The sequence below is a fragment of the Arthrobacter sp. GW822-FHT05G07 genome (assembly GCF_058799755.1).
Genome location: NZ_JBXALT010000002.1, coordinates 112,154 through 129,693, shown reverse-complemented (window position 1 = coordinate 129,693; position 17,540 = coordinate 112,154). Strand labels below are relative to the sequence as shown.

Annotated in this window: 15 protein-coding genes; 13 read left to right on the top strand and 2 right to left on the bottom strand. The window is 63.0% G+C overall.

Translation table 11 applies throughout. The annotated features are described in order from the left end of the window. Positions 1 to 83 precede the first annotated feature (83 nt). The 8 genes from AC1RJY_RS03450 (at position 84) to AC1RJY_RS03415 (ending at position 8,638) form a co-directional block, all read left to right on the top strand. Complete coding sequence (locus AC1RJY_RS03450; RefSeq protein ID WP_498601355.1) at positions 84 to 1,097, top strand: LacI family DNA-binding transcriptional regulator; 1,014 nt, start codon at positions 84 to 86, stop codon at positions 1,095 to 1,097. Between the two features lie 144 nt (positions 1,098 to 1,241). Further along, a complete protein-coding gene (locus tag AC1RJY_RS03445; RefSeq protein WP_193352654.1) occupies positions 1,242 to 2,237 on the top strand; it encodes a substrate-binding domain-containing protein in 996 nt (331 codons plus the stop codon). A gap of 52 nt (positions 2,238 to 2,289) precedes the next feature. Then, a complete protein-coding gene (locus AC1RJY_RS03440; RefSeq protein WP_043470222.1) occupies positions 2,290 to 3,339 on the top strand; it encodes an ABC transporter permease in 1,050 nt (349 codons plus the stop codon). Between the two features lie 11 nt (positions 3,340 to 3,350). After that, positions 3,351 to 4,274, top strand: coding sequence for an ATP-binding cassette domain-containing protein (locus AC1RJY_RS03435; protein ID WP_498601353.1), 924 nt, complete (start codon positions 3,351 to 3,353; stop codon positions 4,272 to 4,274). 112 nt (positions 4,275 to 4,386) lie between these two features. Continuing rightward, on the top strand, positions 4,387 to 5,385 hold the full coding sequence (locus tag AC1RJY_RS03430) for a Gfo/Idh/MocA family oxidoreductase (protein WP_014921802.1): 999 nt from the start codon (positions 4,387 to 4,389) through the stop codon (positions 5,383 to 5,385). Further along, a complete protein-coding gene (locus tag AC1RJY_RS03425) occupies positions 5,382 to 6,440 on the top strand; it encodes a Gfo/Idh/MocA family protein (RefSeq protein ID WP_498601352.1) in 1,059 nt (352 codons plus the stop codon). The genes AC1RJY_RS03430 and AC1RJY_RS03425 overlap by 4 nt, the downstream gene beginning before the upstream one ends. 33 nt (positions 6,441 to 6,473) lie before the next feature. Beyond that, the gene (locus AC1RJY_RS03420) at positions 6,474 to 7,580 is read left to right on the top strand and encodes a Gfo/Idh/MocA family oxidoreductase (protein ID WP_498601350.1); all 1,107 of its coding nucleotides are present in this window, start codon (positions 6,474 to 6,476) and stop codon (positions 7,578 to 7,580) included. Positions 7,581 to 7,603: 23 nt separating this feature from the next. Then, the gene (locus AC1RJY_RS03415) at positions 7,604 to 8,638 is read left to right on the top strand and encodes a Gfo/Idh/MocA family oxidoreductase (protein WP_210063868.1); all 1,035 of its coding nucleotides are present in this window, start codon (positions 7,604 to 7,606) and stop codon (positions 8,636 to 8,638) included. Between the two features lie 81 nt (positions 8,639 to 8,719). Here the strand turns inward: AC1RJY_RS03415 and iolB are convergent, their stop codons facing one another. Next, on the bottom strand, positions 8,720 to 9,613 hold the full coding sequence (gene iolB / locus AC1RJY_RS03410; RefSeq protein WP_498601348.1) for a 5-deoxy-glucuronate isomerase: 894 nt from the start codon (positions 9,611 to 9,613) through the stop codon (positions 8,720 to 8,722). 19 nt (positions 9,614 to 9,632) lie between these two features. After that, positions 9,633 to 10,373: a GntR family transcriptional regulator gene (locus AC1RJY_RS03405; protein WP_043470228.1), complete on the bottom strand. Its 741-nt coding sequence runs from the start codon at positions 10,371 to 10,373 to the stop codon at positions 9,633 to 9,635. A gap of 253 nt (positions 10,374 to 10,626) precedes the next feature. On the opposite strand from AC1RJY_RS03405, the gene AC1RJY_RS03400 reads away from it, so the two are divergent. The 5 genes from AC1RJY_RS03400 (at position 10,627) to AC1RJY_RS03380 (ending at position 17,535) form a co-directional block, all read left to right on the top strand. After that, on the top strand, positions 10,627 to 11,052 hold the full coding sequence (locus tag AC1RJY_RS03400; protein WP_043806063.1) for a ChaB family protein: 426 nt from the start codon (positions 10,627 to 10,629) through the stop codon (positions 11,050 to 11,052). Between the two features lie 151 nt (positions 11,053 to 11,203). After that, a complete protein-coding gene (locus AC1RJY_RS03395; RefSeq protein ID WP_011774687.1) occupies positions 11,204 to 12,226 on the top strand; it encodes a 3-oxoacyl-ACP synthase III in 1,023 nt (340 codons plus the stop codon). After that, on the top strand, positions 12,220 to 14,937 hold the full coding sequence (locus AC1RJY_RS03390) for an alpha/beta fold hydrolase (RefSeq protein WP_498601345.1): 2,718 nt from the start codon (positions 12,220 to 12,222) through the stop codon (positions 14,935 to 14,937). The genes AC1RJY_RS03395 and AC1RJY_RS03390 overlap by 7 nt, the downstream gene beginning before the upstream one ends. After that, the gene (locus AC1RJY_RS03385; RefSeq protein WP_498601343.1) at positions 14,934 to 15,923 is read left to right on the top strand and encodes an NAD-dependent epimerase/dehydratase family protein; all 990 of its coding nucleotides are present in this window, start codon (positions 14,934 to 14,936) and stop codon (positions 15,921 to 15,923) included. The genes AC1RJY_RS03390 and AC1RJY_RS03385 overlap by 4 nt, the downstream gene beginning before the upstream one ends. 118 nt (positions 15,924 to 16,041) lie before the next feature. Further along, positions 16,042 to 17,535: an APC family permease gene (locus AC1RJY_RS03380; protein ID WP_011774690.1), complete on the top strand. Its 1,494-nt coding sequence runs from the start codon at positions 16,042 to 16,044 to the stop codon at positions 17,533 to 17,535. Positions 17,536 to 17,540: the final 5 nt, after the last annotated feature.

The following is a 17,540-nucleotide window of genomic DNA, read 5'->3' as shown; positions in this document are numbered from 1 at the left end:
ATGCTGAACTCGAGCCTAGCCATGTCCATATGTCCTGTCAATCATTCGTGCCAGGGTGACGCTCCCTCTTGGAAGTTGATCCCATGAGCGCGAGCAAGCCTCAGGGCCGACGCCCAACAATTTACGATGTCGCAAAGCTGGCTGGCGTCTCGCCGTCGTTGGTTTCACTGGTGCTTCAGAACCCCGGGAAGGTCAGCGACAAGCGCCGTGACGCGGTAAGAACCGCGATCACCGAGCTGGGATACCGTCCCAGCCGGGCGGCCACAACCCTCGCGAGCAGTCGGACCAAGAGCATCGGGCTCGTCATTGACGACTATCGGAACTTGTGGTTCGTCGATCTGCTGCGGGGCTTGGAGTCAGTGCTGGCAGAACATGGCTACCAGGTCACGCTCGCCGATTCCCGCCCCGGGGAGAACCGCATCAAGGAGGCCGCCGACGGGTTGCTTGCGATGCATGTGGACGGACTCGTGATCGCAGCGGAACCGGGCGCCACGGTGCTCAGCGGCACGGAAGTTCCCACCGTGGTGGCTGGGTGGCGGAATGGGGTGCCGGATGACGCTGATCTCATCACCAACGACGACGACGGTGGCGGTGCGATGGCAGCGGTCCACCTTCTGGACCTCGGCCACAGAAGGATCGGCCACCTTTCGGGTTCCGGTGGTGCCGCAGCCCACCGGCGGGCCGGCTTCGACGCGCGACTCCGGCAATCAGGTGTCAAACCATTGATTGTGGGGGAGGAGGGGGGTACCACGGAAGAAGACGGTTACGCATCCGCCTGCTGGCTCCTGGATCACCATCCGGACATTACTGCGATTTTCGCCGCCAACGACACTATGGCGCTTGGCGCCTTCGGTGCGATCAAGGCGCGCGGCCTGGTGGCGCCGTCGGATATCTCGGTCATGGGGTATGACAATTCAGCACTGGCGAAATCCCGATATCTCGAGCTGACGTCCGTGGATAACCGCAGCGATGTGGTGGGGATGGGCGTCGCAAAGTCGCTGCTGGCGCGCATCCAAGGCTCCACTGTAGGAGCGCAGCGCAAGCTGATCCAACCCGCACTGGTGGTTCGGCGCACTACTGCGGCGCCCCGATCCTGAGCTTTGGCAAGGCTGTTACGTACGAACATACTAATGTCAGGACAAACTATTGACATTCGTGAGGTAGGTCACCATGATCGAGGTAGGCGGTGCATCCGGGGCTGCAAAGTGGCAGTCCGGACTTGGGAATCAAAGGAGATTATGGTGACTGTATTTTCGTGGCGTAAGGCGGCGCTTGTTGCGGCGGTTGTGCCCTTGGTGGCTCTGAGCGCCTGTTCAAGCACTGGCGGCAGGGAGCCGGAGGCAGGCTCCGGCGGTGGAGGAGGTCAGGTGGCCTCCACCGAAAGGATGAAGATTGCGTTGATCGCCCACGCCCCTGCAGGTGACACCTTCTGGGACACGGTACGCAAGGGGGCCGAAGAAGCAGCAGCGAAGGACAATGTAGAGCTGCTGTACACCTCTGACCCGGAGGCCGGCCGGCAGGCGCAATTGATCGAGCAGGCCGTGGACCAGAAAGTGGATGGCATCGCCGTGACACTGGCTACGCCGGATGCGCTGAAAGACGCACTGAAGAAGGCAACGGACGCGGGCATCCCGATCGTCAGCTTCAATGCCGGCGAAGCAGCGTCGGCCCAGCTCGGAGCTTTCACGCACTTCGGGTCGAATGAAAAGTTGGCCGGCGAGGCCGTGGGCTCAAGGCTCGCAGAAGGTGGCTACAAGCACCCGGTTTGCGTGATCCAGGCCCAAGGACACGTGGGCCTCGAGGCCCGTTGCGCCGGTGTGAAGGCGAAAGTACCCGGTACGGAAATCCTGTACGTCAACGGGGCGGACATGACGTCGGTAGAGTCCACCGCCACCGCAAAGCTCCAGGCTTCGAAGGACGCTGATGTGATCATCGGCCTCGGCGCTCCTATCACCCTGACGCTCCTGAAGTCTGTGACCACCGCCGGCAGTTCGGCCAAGGTAGCCAGCTTCGACCTCAACAAGGAACTTGCCCAGAAGGTCTCCGATGGCAGCGTGCTGTTCACCGTGGACCAGCAGCCGTGGCTCCAGGGCTACGGTGCCGTGGATGCCCTGTGGCAGAACAAGCGGGGCGGATTCAAGGTTGGCGGCGGACAGTCGGTCCTCACTGGTCCGGCCATCGTTGACCAGTCCAATGCCGCCGAAGTCCTGACGTTTGCTGAACAGGGTATCCGCTAACAGCCCGCTTGCCGGGTTGGTGGAAGCCAGCCCGGCAGCAAGGAGAAACATCATGACTATTACCCAAAACAAATTCACCAAAGCTGCGATTGATGAGCGGGTTGCCCGGCGCAGTCCATTGCAGAAGCTCCTTGGCCGGCCCGAGGTGGGTGCCCTGGTGGGCGCAATCGTTCTGTTTGTCTTCTTTGCGTTGGTATCGCCGACGTTCACCCAGCCCAACGCCCTGGCCACGGTGCTGTACGGAAGCTCCACCATTGGAATTATGGCGGTGGGAGTGTCACTGCTGATGATCGGCGGAGAGTTCGATCTCTCCACGGGCGTCGCTGTGATCTCGTCGGCGCTGACAGCTTCAATGTTCAGCTGGTACTTCAGCACGAACGTCTGGGTGGGTGTCATTCTGGCTTTGCTGGTGTCCCTGGCCATTGGTTTCATCAACGGCTGGATCCTGATGAAGACCAAGCTCCCCAGCTTCATTGTCACCTTGGCCACGTTCCTGATGCTGACCGGCCTGAACCTGGGTTTGACGCGATTGATCGGCGGCTCTGTTTCGTCTCCGTCCATCTCCACCATGGACGGCTTCGACACCGCCCGCGGTGTCTTCGCATCCTCGGTCACCATCGCTGGCATCGACGTCAAGATCACGGTGTTCATATGGATTGCCCTCGTGGCAGTGGCAACGTGGGTCCTCATGCGGACCCGTGTGGGTAACTGGATCTTCGCAGTCGGAGGCGACGCAAACGCCGCCCGAGCGGTCGGAGTTCCGGTCAAAGCCACAAAGATCGGGCTGTTCATGGGTGTGGGCTTCTGCGGTTGGATCCTGGGCATGCACAACTTGTTTGCCTTCGACACTGTGCAGTCCGGCGAGGGCGTGGGCAATGAATTCCTGTACATCATCGCCGCAGTGATCGGTGGTTGCCTTTTGACGGGTGGTTACGGTTCAGCAGTGGGTGGCGCGATCGGCGCGTTCATCTTCGGCATGGCCAACAAGGGCATTGTGTACGCGCAGTGGAACCCCGACTGGTTCAAGTTCTTCCTGGGCCTGATGCTGCTGCTCGCCACCATCGTCAACCTCATCGTCAAGCGCCGCGCGGAACTCAAGTAAGGGGCCCGGAAATGAATGCCAAAGCGATCGACCAGGAAACGCTGCTCCAGAATGAGCGTGATCCCCTCACCCACACACCCGTACATCTCCTCTCCTTGGAAGGAGTGGGCAAGCACTACGGCAACATCATCGCGCTGAGTGACGTCACCATGGCCGTGGACAACGGCCGCGTTACCTGTGTGCTGGGCGACAACGGTGCGGGCAAGTCCACGCTGATCAAGATCATCGCCGGTCTCCACCAGCACGACGACGGCGTCTTGAACATCATGGGTGAGGAACGAAAGTTCGGTTCCCCCCGCGATGCCCTGGACGCCGGCATCGCCACGGTGTACCAGGACCTTGCGGTGGTACCGCTGATGCCGATCTGGCGGAACTTCTTCCTCGGATCCGAGATCACCAAAGGCTTCGGCCCGTTCAAGTACATGGACGTCGAACAGATGAAGGCCATCACCCTCAAGGAACTGGCCGAGATGGGCATCGACCTGCGCGATGTAGAGCAACCCATTGGGCAGCTTTCCGGCGGTGAACGCCAGTGCGTCGCGATTGCCCGCGCCGTGTACTTCGGGGCCAAGGTCCTCATTCTGGACGAACCCACGGCGGCCCTGGGCGTCAAGCAGTCAGGCGTGGTCCTGCGCTACATCCTCCAGGCTCGCGACCGCGGACTCGGCGTCATCTTCATCACCCACAACCCGCACCATGCCTTCCCCGTAGGCGATCGGTTCCTTCTGCTCAAGCGCGGCAAATCCATTGGTTACTACGACAAGAAGGACATCACACTGGACGAACTCACGGCCCAAATGGCTGGTGGTGCTGAGCTTGCTGAACTTGCCCATGAGTTGGAACAGCTGGGCGGCCATGGCGACGTCGTGAAAGAGGTCAAAGCCGAGGTCGCGGACGTTGACAGCGTGAACGCCGGCGGCCCGAAACACGCGTAGAAGCAGCACGCGGTGGTGTCCTCCGGAGATCTCTTCGAAGGACCCCGTCCGCTGTGCGTACGGCCCGCTGACCTCGTCAACAGAACGCACATCGTCAATAGAAGGGAACACCATGCCGATCCGGGTAGGTGTCATCGGCGCCGGAGTCATGGGCGCTGACCACATCAGGAACCTCTCCACCACCATCGGCGGCGCGGAAGTCACCTTCGTGGCAGATCTCGACGCCGGCCGGGCAGCGGCTGCTGCGCCACCGTCGGCACGCATCACCACGGACCCGACGGAATTGATCAACTCCAGTGACGTTGACGCGGTAGTTGTTGCCTCGCACGACTCCACACACGCGGGCCTGGTCCTGGAGTGCTTTGAGGCCATGACCCCGGTCCTGTGCGAAAAGCCCCTGGCGCCCACGCTCCTGGAAAGCCTCGAAGTGGTAGCGGCCGACGCGGACATTGTGGCGGCAACGGGCGCATCACTGCTCTCCCTCGGCTTCATGCGGCGCTTCGACCCGGGCTATGTGGCACTTCGGCAGGCCGTGCAAGGCCGGGTGCAGGGCGAGCCCCTCATGGTCCACTGCGTCAGCCGGAATGCCGCGGCAGGACCCGGAACCACGTCAGAATCAGCCATCACCAACTCGGCCATACATGAGTTGGACATCATTCCCTGGCTTCTGGACTCTCCTGTCACGGAAGTGTCGTGGCAGGCCGGGAAGAAGACAAGCCGTGCCGAGCCGGGCCTGCAGGACCCGTCGTTCATGACCCTCCGCACTGCAGATGGAACCCTCACGACACTTGAGCTTTATCTCAATGCCCAGTATGGCTACACCACTCGCTGCGAAGTGGTCTCTGAACAGGGCACCACGTCCCTGCAGGAGTCTTCACTGCTGGGCATTGAACAGGACGGAACCCGGCAGGCGGTGATCCCCGCGGACTGGCGCCCCCGCTTCGCCGACGCGTACCGGCTGCAGTTGCAGGCCTGGATTTCTGCACTCGCTGGTGGCGAAGCGCCATCCCTTGCAGGCGCACAGGACGGACTCAACGCATCGCTCGTTGCACAAGCCATGATCCAGTCGCTGCACAGCGACGGGACAACTACGAAAGTCAGCTACTCATGACCCTTCAAGCACTCCCTCACTCCCGCGTTCCGGGGTCCCGTGATGCTCCCACCCTCAGATGGGGCATCATGGGCCCGGGATGGATCGCCGAACGGTTCACCGAATCCATCCAGGCGCATGCCGGGCAGGTGATAGCCGCCGTCGGATCCCGATCCGTGAACCGGTCCAAGGCCTTCGCGGAGGCGTACAACGTCCCCGCCGCCTACGGGAGCTACGAGGAACTCGCTGTTGCCCCGGACATAGACATCGTCTACGTGTGCACCCCCCACACCGGCCACCACGCAGCCGCGGTCCTGGCCATTGACGCCGGCAAGCACGTCCTGATCGAAAAGCCCATCGGCCTCAACGCGGATCAGGCGCGGGACATCGCCGCGCGGGCGGGGGCTGCCGGCGTTTTTGCCGCCGAAGCTATGTGGACGTTTTTCCTGCCGAAATTCGATGTGATCCGGCAGATCCTTGAGGCAGGAACGCTGGGCAGCATCACCACGGTGATCGCAGAGTATGGCGAGCATTTTGATGCTTCGCACCGCATCTTCGATCCGCAATTGGCTGGTGGTCCGCTGCTTGACCTGGGTACGTACCCGCTTGCCCTGGTCACGGAAGTTTTGGGTAGTCCACACAAGCTGCATGCAATCGGCCAGCCGCACGAGTCGGGAGTGAACGCCCAGCTGTCCGCCGTGATGCAATTCGACGGCGGCGCGCAGGCGGTGGTCAATACCCACCTGCATAACTTCACTCCCACTGCCGCCACCATAGTTGGTTCCAAAGCCACGTTGACCATCGAGGGTTCCTTCACCATGCCCGGCGCCTTCGAGGTCAGGTTCCCTGACGGGACGCGGCTGCGCTACGACGAGCCGGCTGGCGGACACTTCGAAGGCCTGCACTTCGAGGCCGCGGCCGTGGCCCGGGCGGTTGCCGGAGGTAGCACGGAAGCCAGCCAGCGGACGCTGGCAGCCTCCATCCGCACACTGGAAGCAGCCGATGAGATCCGGCGCCAACTGGGCGTGGTGTTCCCCGGTGAAAGTGGCGTCCCGGGCATATCCGCCCGGCCCTGAAGACACAGAACCGACACCCCGAAAGGACGGCCCATGGCCTACCTCGCTCCACATTCTGTCCCCTTGCCGGCTCCTGTACGGATCGGCCTCATCGGATCCGGCTGGATGGGTGCGTTCCATGCCGAGAGCGTGGCCCATCGTGTCCCGGGCGCGGTGCTGGCGGCTATCGCAGATCCCAACCTCGAATCTGCTGAGGCCCTCGCAGCATCGCTCGGCACGGCCCACATCACGGCAAACCCGGACGACATACTGGCCGATCCCACCATCCATGCCGTGATCATCGCCAGCCCCGCACGCTTTCATGCCGGTCTGATCACCAAGGCCGCTGCAGCCGGAAAGCACGTTTTTTGCGAGAAACCCGCAGCCCAGGACCTTGCCGAACTCGATGCTGCCCTGACCGCCGTGGAGGCCGCCGGAGTTCATTTCCAGATTGGCTTCAACCGCCGGTATGCGGCGGACTTCCAAGCGGCAAAGCAGGATCTGGCCGCCGGGATTGTGGGTAGGCCGCAGCTCCTTCGCTCGCTGACGCGCGATCCAGGCAGCGGCAGCATCGCTCACGCAGCCAAGGTCCCGGCGTGGACAATCTTCCTGGAAACCCTCATCCACGACTTTGACACCCTGAACTGGTTCAACGAAGGGGCCGAGCCGGTGGAAATCCATGCCGTAGCCGATGCACTGGTGGAACCCGGTCTGCGGTACCAAGGGTTCCTGGATACCGCAGTGGTGACCGTGCGTTACAGCAACGGAGCCATCGCTGTGGCAGAAGCGAACTTCAGTGCCCTGTACGGTTACGACGTCCGGGGGGAAGTCTTTGGTTCCAAGGGGATGGTCCAGGCCGGCCGTGCGACGGAAACCGCAGCACGCCGCTATACGGCCGACGGACTGGGAGCAGACACCCCTCGGCTGAACGTGGAGCTCTTCCGGCAGGCCTACACGGATGAACTCGCCGATTTCACCGCGGTGGTGAGTTCACGGCGCGATGGTACGCCGCCGCCGTCGAGCGCTTTTACGCTCACACCCGGCGCGTCTGACGCCCGCAGGGCACTTGCCTGCGCGCTGGCGTGCATCGACTCCGTCAAACAGGGCAAATCTGTGCGCGTGCCCCAGGTTGCGACACTGCAGCCCACGCAGATCCGCTAACGCATCTACCCACGAAGGAAATGATGAAAGAAGTCACTCTTGGCCTGGTTGGCGTGGGGCGCATCGGCGTCATGCACGCCAACAACATGGTGGCCCTCAATGAAACGCTCCGAGACAGGGGCGTCAACGTTCGCCTGAAGCTCACAGACGTGGCCACGGAACATGCCCGGTCGGTCGCTGCCGGATTGGGCGCGGACTTCGTGCCATCCGTGGCCGAACTGCTGTCCTCCGGTGTGGACGGTCTGGTCATTGCTACGGGTACGGCGACCCACCCGGAGCTGATCCGTGCCGGAGTGGACGCCGGAATCCCTGTCTTCTGCGAAAAGCCGGTGGCCATGAATGTTTCCGACGCGCTGCCGGTGCTGGATTACATCAGTGAGCACGACGGCGTGGTGCAAATCGGACACCAACGACGCTTCGATGCCGGTTATCTGGAAGCCAAGCGCGCGTACCAGGCCGGCGAGTTGGGTTGGATCCACTCGCTGCGCGCCGTCACGTGCGACATGACGCCGCCCCCCGTGGAGTTCCTGGCGACGTCCGGGGGCCTGTTCCGGGACTGCTCGGTTCATGATTTTGATATCCTGCGCTGGCTGACGGGACGCGAAATCGTGGAGGTCTATGCCAAGGGATCCAACAATGGCGATCCAGCCATTGGGGAAGTAGGCGACGTGGACACGGCATTGGCGCTCATTACTTTCGACGACGGCACGGTGGGAACGGTTTCTGCCAGCCGGTACAACGGGGCCGGCCACGATGTGCGGTTGGAGATCCAAGGCTCACGCAAGACGGTCATGGTGGGTTTGGACGAGAAGTCTGCTGTGGCTTCGGTCGAAGCTGCAGTCGCTTTCCCTGACGGTGACCCGCACCAGACCTTCGCAGAGCGCTTTGACCAGGCATACCGTTCCGAGATGGTCGCCTTCGTGGAATTGGTGCTGCAGGAGCGCGGGAATCCATGTACCCCGGAGGACGCAGTAGCAGCATCCCGAGTGGCAGATGCGGCCCAGGAATCGCTGGCTACCGGTGTTCCCGTGAGGGTTGCTCTCAAAGTGTCCAGCTGAGTCTCCCACACCGCAAAGTCCCCCTCTCCGAATCTCAGGGATTCCGGGAGGGGCACTTTTGTGTGTTCGGAAGTTGACGATCTAGGCGCTGAACGGCAGCCGGGAGTCGATGTTCTGCCCTTCCCAGCTTTGCCGTACCCAACCGTGGTGGGGGTCGTCGCTGATGAGCCATTCACGGACAGGACCCGGGCCTGCCATGACGTTGAGGTAGTACAGGTCGTAGCCCGGTGCGGCCATGGCCGGACCATGCCAACCATAGGGGACCAGGACGACGTCGCCGGTGCGCACCTCAGCGGACACGTCGATGGGGCGTTCGTCCGAGGCGTAGACCCGTTGATAGCCGATTGCGTCGGCGTCCGCCGGAGCGCCGGAAGCTGCGGCCACTTGGGTCTCGAAGTAGTAGATCTCCTCGAGGTGGGTCTCCCCGTCTTTTTCCTCATCGTGTTTGTGAGGCGGATAGGAGGACCAATTCCCGGCCGGTGTAATGACCTCGCAGACGATGAAGCGGTCTGCCTCCAGTGCCGCCGGCGTGCCGAAATTGTGCACCTGACGCGAGCAATTGCCGGCGCCCCTCAATTCCACGGGTGTCTCAGCGGCCAGGACCAGCCGGGTGGGGTAGGAGGTGCGCGCCGGGGCGGTGGCGACGGCCACGCGGCCGCCGTCGGCCGAGCTGATGGTGACGGCTTTTCCGGTGCCCGAGTACAGGACGTCGCTGGGTCCGTGAAACACAGAGGACCGGCCCGCGAGGGGGTGGTTGACGCCATCGACGGTTACGGTAAAGGCGCCGTTGAGGGGCACCACAATGCGTTCTTCAGCAACGGCAGGAAGTTCGACGGCGGCGCCCGCCGCGACGGTAGCGACCTTGAGGCCGGTGTGTGCCCAGCCGTCGATGGCTATGGCGGAATCAGAAGTGCCGAGTGAGATGTCCCAAACGCCGTCGGTGGCGGAACCCAAGGGGTAAACCCAGTTGGTCATGGAAGGGGAGTCCTTTGTATTAGCGCTGTACGAGTGTCATTTCGAAACTGTAGGAATCGGCGCGGTAGACGTGGTGGCCCGTCTCCACATGACGGCCGGTATCGTCCACAGCTGTCCGTTCCATGGTGACCAAAGCGGAATTCACTTCGGTCTCAAGGAGGGGTGCCTGGTAGTCATTGGCGATCATTGCGCCGATGCGTTGTGTGGCAAGACGGAAGTTGACGCCGCCGCGGCGCAGGATTGAATAGAGGCCCTCTGCTGCAAGCATGGCTTCGTCCATGGTTGCGATATCATCGCGCACCCAGTTCTCCATCAAGGCCAGTGGTTTGCCCCCCACTTTGCGGAGTCGGGTGAAGTGGTACACCTTGGAGCCGGCAGGGAGCTCGAGCGCCGCGAGGGTGGCGGGGTCGGCTTCCTCGTGGGAAAAGCTCAGCACGGTGGTGGTGGGCTTTTTGCCGTTGTTGGTGAGGTCGTCAAAGAGGCTGGAGAGCTCCAGGGGGCGGCGGACCTGACTGGATACCACTTGGGTTCCTACGCCGCGTTTCCGAACCAAGAGACCGGAACGGACCAGTTCATCCATGGCCTTACGCATGGTTGGCCTGGACAGATTGAGCTGGGCCGCGAGGTCGATTTCGTTCTCGAGGCGGCTGCCGGGCTCCAGTACTCCGCTGTGGATGGCGGCCTCGATCCCCTGAACCACCTGGTGGTACAGGGGCACGGGAGAGGATCGGTCGATGTTAAGACCAAGTTTAGTAACCACTGGATACCCCGAATTCAGGCTCAAACCCTTGCCTCCCTGTCAGGACGATCCAGGTTTGTAGCCATTTGTTCTCTTGATAGGACATAGTTCTCTCTTGATGGTAGCAGCCAACTTTCGATGGTCAAACGGTCGAGCCACCGTGTTCGCTCCGGTTCTTGATCCAGGGCGCGGGTTCACCCCAGACTTGACGTGGTGACGCCCAACCGGAGCGCCGGGCGGATACTGTGCCTTCCACGACAGGAGCTTGAGTGCCATGCCAAAGACTGGAAAGAACCATCACGCCCGCAAGGACGAGTTGCCGTCCACCTTGCAGCGCTCGGAGCAGAAGGCGCAGGACACCTTTGCCAAGACCTACGATTCGGCGATGGAGTCCTATGACAACGATTCGAGCCGGGCGGCCCGCACGGCCTTCGCGGCACTGAAGCACAGTTATGAGAAGGTGGGCGACCACTGGGAGGCCAAGGAGGAACGCGGACCTTCGGATGAGCACGCGGAGGAAGGGGCGGACTCCAGGAAGCCGACGGCCGCGGGAGTAGATGCCAATGCGTCCAAGGAGCACCTCTACCGGCGTGCGCGGGAACTGGAAATAAAGGGACGCTCAAGAATGGACAAGGACGAGCTGGTGAAAGCGCTTCAGAAGGCCAACGACGCCGCCACACGGAAGGCTCGGGAGGGCTGACGTCCCACAGTCCCGCTTCGGTCCCGAGACCGCTCCAAGGACGCCAAATATGCAGGAAGCGGTTTACACCGGCATAGTTAACGTCTTGGGGTTGCACTTTATGGGTACAGTCACCGCATGAAGGCAGGACAGAAACGAACAGGGGCTTAACTTGGCAGGGAATGCGACCTTCCGGCACAGCAACACCGCGCTGCTCTCGGTGAGCAGCGTCGAGGCTCCGAGGATAGTGAGCTCCACGGATTTCGACCGGAGATTGGCTTCGACCCTGCAGCGGCTGAAGTTTCCACCGCGATTGCTTGAACGTGTTGCAGGGATCACACACAGGCGCTGGTGGGCCGCCGGGACATCGTTCGATGACGCTGCCGTGGAAGCGGGCGCAAAAGCCTTGGCTGAAGCCGGAGTCGAAGCCTCGGAAGTCGGCTTGCTGATCAACACCTCGGTTACCAGGCGCAACCTGGAACCGTCCGTAGCGGTCAAGATACACCACGAACTTGGCCTGCCGTCCTCGGCCATGAACTTTGACCTGGCCAACGCCTGTCTTGGATTTGTGAACGGCTTGATCCTCGCAGCCAACATGATCGATTCGGGCCAGATCAGGTATGCGGTCATCGTTAACGGAGAGGACGCGCAAGGCACTCAGGAAGCCACGCTGGCGCGACTCCAAAGGCCTGAGACCACGCGTGAAGACTTTAATCGGGAATTTGCCACCCTGACGCTCGGATCAGGAGCTGCCGCGGCCGTTCTGGGCCCCCGTGATGAGTACCCCGGGGCGCACCGGCTTGTGGGTGGGGTCATGCGTGCCGGCACCGAGCATCACGAACTGTGTGTTGGTGGAATCGACGGCATGTCCACCGACACGAAAGGCTTGCTGGACGGCGGCCTGCAGCTTGTGGTGGACGCCTGGCATGAAGCCCAGCCTGAGTGGGACTGGGCCAGCATGGACCGCTACGTCACACATCAAGTCAGCAATGCCTATACCCAGGCGATCATCAATGCCATCGACCTGGACCCGGATAAGGTTCCCATCACTTTCCCGCACTGGGGCAATGTGGGTCCTGCATCGCTTCCCATGACGCTCGCAGCCCAGGCGCAGTCATTGACCTCGGGAGACCGGGTCCTGTGCATGGGCGTGGGCTCAGGCCTGAACGCTGGAATGGTGGAAATCGTTTGGTAGCCGCCAACTGGCCCGGAGTGGACCCTGAATGGTCCCGGACACTCCGGGTAAGGTCCACGTCGGAGGTGGACGCGCCGGGCGTACTTCGTCGCTGGCATGTGCTGGATAACGGCGCGCAACTCTCTCGCCGCGGCCTGACTCCGATCGGGACCTTGCTCTGCGTGCATGGCAACCCCACCTGGTCCTATCTGTGGCGGACGCTGGTGAGGGCGGGATCCGATCCGGCTCATCCATGGCGTGTTGTTGCTGTGGACCAGCTGGACATGGGCTACTCGGAGCGCACCGGGTCATTCCGGCGCCTGGCTGATCGAATCAACGACCTCGGAGACCTCACAGATGCGTTGGGCCTGGAGGGGCCGGTTGTTACCGTGGGCCATGACTGGGGCGGCGTGATCAGTTCGGGCTGGGCGCTGGAGCACCCACAGCAGGTAACAGCTGTTGTGTTGACCAACACCGCCGTCCACCACCCTTCCGATTCGCCACTCCCGGCGGCCCTTCGGCTCGCCTTGCACCCTGCCGTGCACCGCTGGGGCACCACGACGTCGGACGCCTTCCTGCGTGTGACGCACTCGCTGGCGAACCCGCCGCTGCCGGCCGACGTCCGCCGGGCCTTCATGGCCCCCTATCGCGGAGCCGCCCGCCGAACCGGAGTGGGGAACTTTGTTGCGGACATCCCCGCAGACCCCTCCCATCCCAGTTTTCCTGCGCTGACACGCGTAGCGGAAGGCTTGCGTGGGCTAAAGGTTCCCGCCCTGATGCTCTGGGGTCCCACGGATCCAATATTTTCAGACCGGTACCTCAAAGATCTCATCGCCCGGCTACCTCACGCGGACGTGCATCGCTTCGAAGGTGCCGGACACCTCGTGGGAGAAGACCGGGACATTGCCACGCCCGTTTTTGACTGGCTTGCTGTGCACGGTGCCAAGATCGGTGGGGATGATTCCCCGGTGGCTGCGGCTCCTGCCAGCCGCCACCTGATCCAGGACACCGAAGAAGAGAAGCCGGCATTCAGACCCCTGTGGGACTCGCTCAGCGAACTGGCTGCGGGTCCGGCAAAGGAAGACATCGCTGTTGCGGAAATGGCGAGCGACGGAAGCGTGAGTCACTCGCTCAGCTGGCAACAGCTGGACCGGAACATCCTGGATATGGCGGAGGGCTTACGGGAATCCGGTGTGGGGCACGGTACTCGTGTGAGCCTGATGGTTCCGCCCGGAACCGACCTCACCGTTGCCCTTTACGCCTGCCTTAAGCTGGGGGCGGTTGTGGTCGTGGCCGACGCCGGACTGGGAACCAAAGGCATGAGCCGTGCGGTGAAGGGCGCTACTGCCGATTTCCTCATTGGCATCGACAAAGCACTCGCGGCTGCCTCGGTACTGGGCTGGCCGGGACAGCGCATTAGCGTGAAGGACCTCCCGGCTGCCCGCCGTCGGATCCTGGGGGTTGAGACCTCGCTTGCGGCCCTGGCAAGGAACGGCGCAACGATCAGGGACGCTCGCAGGCTCCGGAATGGGGACGAGCTGCCGATGGACAGCGTGGATCCGTCTGCGCCGGCTGCGGTCCTCTTCACGTCGGGCTCCACGGGCCCCGCAAAGGGCGTGCTGTACACGCACCGGCAGCTTGCGGCGATGCGTGACACTGTGGCCGCGACTTTCGGGATCCGTTCCGGTTCCCGGCTCGTAGCGGGCTTCGCCCCCTTTGCCTTGCTGGGCCCGGCACTGGGAGCGGTTTCGGTGACGCCCGCAATGGATGTTACTGCGCCGCGCACCCTAACGGCCGGTGCCCTGGCGGACGCCGTCGCAGCCATCGAGGCCTCAGTGGTCTTTGCTTCGCCCGCAGCCCTGCGCAACGTCATAGACACCCGGGGTGACTTGAGCAGGACAGGGCTAATCGCTCTTGAAAACGTTGAGTTGCTCTTGTCCGCAGGCGCCCCCGTGCCCGAGCCGCTCCTGGCGCAGGTACAGCAGCTGATGCCCGGGGCGTCCCTCCATACGCCCTACGGAATGACGGAAGCGCTGCCGGTCACCGACATCAGCCTGGAAGAAATCCGGGCCGCCGATGCTGACGCGGATGCCGGGACCATAGCCGGAGCCGGCAACGGGGTTTGCGTGGGGAAGCCTGTGCACGGAGCCCGCGTGGCGGTTATCCCGCTGGCGGCGAATGGAACCGCGCCCGGACCGAACCGTGTGACCGACGCCGGTGTCACCGGCGAGATCCTGATCAGCGCTCCTCACGTCAAGGAAGCCTATGACAGGCTCTGGTTGACTCAACGCGAGAGTGCCAGCCTGGCCGGATGGCACCGAACGGGGGACGTGGGCCACTTCGACGCCGCCGGCCGGCTTTGGGTGGAAGGACGCCTTTCTCATGTGGTGACGGCGCCGGGGGCTGTGGTGACGCCTGTCGGGGCCGAGCAATCCATCGAACGCCTGGACCGCGTGCGCATGGCCGCCATCACCGGCATTGGACCCTCAGGAACCCAGGCGGTGGTTGCGGTGGTCGAGACCGTGCCTCCCGTCCCGAAGGCCGGCCCCGCTGACCCGCAACTCGCCGGGCACGTCCGACGAGCGGCCTCCCAGGCCGGCGTCGAGGTCAACGCAGTGCTCGTGGTCCCCACCCAGCCCACCGACATCAGGCACAACGCCAAGATCGACAGGACGCGGCTGGCCCGCTGGGCTTCGCAGGTGCTGGCCGGCGGCCGTCCAGGTAAGCCATGAGGGTCCTGGTCACCGGCGCCAGCGGGCTTCTGGGAGGAGAAGTGGCCCGGCAACTGGTCCATCAAGGCCATGACGTGGCTACATTTCAGCGCCGCCCGTCGGGCATCGACGGTGCGGAGGACTTCCGCGGGTCCTTGAACGACGATGGGGCGCTCCGCAGCGCAATTGACAGGGCGGAAGGCATCATCCACCTTGCTGCCAAGGTGTCCATCACGGGCCGCGCGGCCGAGTTTGACGCCGTGAATATTGAAGGAACGCGCCGGTTGCTCCAGATGGCCCGTATGGCGGGGGGCCGGGACGTTGTGTATGTCTCGTCACCATCTGTGGCGCACTCCGGTTCCGCGATTGTGGGATTGGGCGCGGAGCAGGCTGACCCACGCCATGCACACGGCGACTACGCCCGCACCAAGGCCGAGGCTGAGTTGTTGGCCCTCGCGGCGAACGGACCTGACATCCGGGTGGCAGCGGTGCGCCCCCACATTGTGTGGGGGCCCGGAGACACCCAGCTGGTTGAACGCGTTCTGGCCCGCGCAAGCCACCGTCGGCTGCCGTTGCTGGACGCCGGTGCCGCACTGATCGACACAACGTACGTGGACAACGCAGCGTCGGCCATCGTCGCCGCCCTGCACCGTATGGAACACGTCCATGGCAGAGCGGTGGTGGTGAGCAACGGTGAACCACGGCCGATCGGCGAGCTACTGGCGGGCATATGCGATGCAGGTGGCGTGGCCCCGCCGTCGTGGTCTGTGCCGGGTGGCCTGGCAAGGGCAGCCGGTGCGGTGGTTGAAAGGTTCTGGACCATGGCAGGGCGCAAAGAGGAGCCGCCAATGACCAGGTTCCTCGCTGAACAGCTCTCCACCGCCCACTGGTTCGACCAGCGCGTCACGCGTGAACTCCTCGACTGGACACCTGCTGTTTCGCTTGATGAAGGACTGGCCAGGCTGGCCGAGTACTACGGCTCCGGAACAACAGGCCCACTTGCCTAAAGCCGTTTCGCCTTTTCACCGGATCAGTGTTGCCAAACCTGGACGTCAGGATCAAAGTGAGATAGATCAGATCACTTACACGATTCCGGGGATCGTGTAATGGCCGGGGGTCGACACCATGAGCACCACGTCAGACAACGCCTTGGAAGCAACGCCCGAAGGTGAGGAACCACAGCTCAAACGCGTGCTGGGACCCAAACTGCTCCTCCTCTTTATTGTGGGAGACATTCTGGGGGCCGGCGTCTATGCGGTCACCGGGACCATGGCCGGGACGGTTGGTGGCATCGTCTGGTTGCCGTTCCTTCTCGCCTTCGTTGTGGCCACCCTCACCGCGTTTTCCTACCTCGAACTCGTCACGCAGTATCCCCAGGCAGCTGGCGCCGCGCTTTATACGCACAAGGCCTTTGGGATCCACTTCGTCACCTTCCTTGTGGCGTTCGCCGTTGTTTGCTCCGGCATCACCAGCGCCTCAACATCGGCGAATGTCCTTGCCCAGAACTTCTTTGGTGGCTTGGAGGTTAACGGCTGGATGGACGTACCCGACCGCGGCGTGATCACTGCGGTGGCGCTGGGCTTCATGTTGCTGCTGGCGGTGATCAACCTCCGCGGCGTGGGGGAGAGCGTGAAGTTCAACGTGGTGCTCACTGCGGTGGAGGTGATCGCGTTGTGTGTGGTGATCGGGGTGGGCTTCTTCGTGATGGCCCAGGGAACCGGCAATGTCCAGGAAGTTTTCGTCTTCACCGACTACCAGGACAAAGGGTTGTTCCTGGCTGTTACCGCCGCCACGTCCATCGCCTTTTTTGCCATGGTGGGCTTCGAGGACTCCGTCAACATGGTGGAGGAAACCAGGAATCCGGAGCGGATCTTCCCCCGCACCATGTTGACTGGCCTCGGCATCGCGGTGATCCTCTACATGCTGGTCGCAGTGTCTGTGGTCAGTGTGCTGACTCCCGGAGAGCTGGGCGAGATCAGGGAAGCCGAAGGTGCGGCGCTTCTTGAAGTGGTGCACAAAGGCTCACCGGATTTTCCCATCGACAGGATCTTTCCTTTCCTCGCCGTCTTCGCAGTGGCCAACACAGCGTTGATCAACATGTTGATGGCCAGCCGGCTGATTTACGGCATGGCCCGCCAGCACGTCCTGCCGCGCTCCTTGGGGCGGGTCTTGCCGGGGCGCCGGTCGCCATGGGCCGGAATCGCGTTCTCCACCGTCCTTGCCCTGGGACTGATCTGGTACGTCAGCAGCGACCCATCAAGCAACATCGTGGCCAACCTGTCCGGAACCACAGCGTTCCTCCTGCTGTGCGTGTTCACCTTGGTCAACGTGGCGTGCGTCGTCCTCCGCCGCAAGCGGGATCCCCACCGGAAGGTGTTCTTCACCTCGCCCGGTCAGCTGCCTTTGGTGGCGGCCGTCTTGTGTGCCTTCCTCGCAGGGCCATGGGTGGGCAGGAACCCCGTCCAGTACCAAGTGGCCGGCGGGCTGATGGCCATAGGCGTGGTGCTGTGGTTCATCACCTGGCTGATCACCAGGAAGAGCAACACCGGATCCGGAGAACCAGCCAGCGCGCAGGCGGACACGGATGGCCAGGGCCCGCCGGTGCCACCGCGGGAATGAGCCGG

What these genes read in the sequence shown, in the direction of transcription:
- AC1RJY_RS03450 (WP_498601355.1), top strand. Translation starts at nt 84, where the DNA reads ATGAGCGCGAGCAAGCCTCAGGGCCGACGCCCAACAATTTACGATGTC.
- AC1RJY_RS03440 (WP_043470222.1), top strand. Translation starts at nt 2,290, where the DNA reads ATGACTATTACCCAAAACAAATTCACCAAAGCTGCGATTGATGAGCGG.
- AC1RJY_RS03435 (WP_498601353.1), top strand. Translation starts at nt 3,351, where the DNA reads ATGAATGCCAAAGCGATCGACCAGGAAACGCTGCTCCAGAATGAGCGT.
- AC1RJY_RS03430 (WP_014921802.1), top strand. Translation starts at nt 4,387, where the DNA reads ATGCCGATCCGGGTAGGTGTCATCGGCGCCGGAGTCATGGGCGCTGAC.
- AC1RJY_RS03425 (WP_498601352.1), top strand. Translation starts at nt 5,382, where the DNA reads ATGACCCTTCAAGCACTCCCTCACTCCCGCGTTCCGGGGTCCCGTGAT.
- AC1RJY_RS03420 (WP_498601350.1), top strand. Translation starts at nt 6,474, where the DNA reads ATGGCCTACCTCGCTCCACATTCTGTCCCCTTGCCGGCTCCTGTACGG.
- AC1RJY_RS03415 (WP_210063868.1), top strand. Translation starts at nt 7,604, where the DNA reads ATGAAAGAAGTCACTCTTGGCCTGGTTGGCGTGGGGCGCATCGGCGTC.
- iolB (WP_498601348.1), bottom strand. Translation starts at nt 9,613, where the DNA reads ATGACCAACTGGGTTTACCCCTTGGGTTCCGCCACCGACGGCGTTTGG.
- AC1RJY_RS03400 (WP_043806063.1), top strand. Translation starts at nt 10,627, where the DNA reads ATGCCAAAGACTGGAAAGAACCATCACGCCCGCAAGGACGAGTTGCCG.
- AC1RJY_RS03385 (WP_498601343.1), top strand. Translation starts at nt 14,934, where the DNA reads ATGAGGGTCCTGGTCACCGGCGCCAGCGGGCTTCTGGGAGGAGAAGTG.
- AC1RJY_RS03380 (WP_011774690.1), top strand. Translation starts at nt 16,042, where the DNA reads ATGAGCACCACGTCAGACAACGCCTTGGAAGCAACGCCCGAAGGTGAG.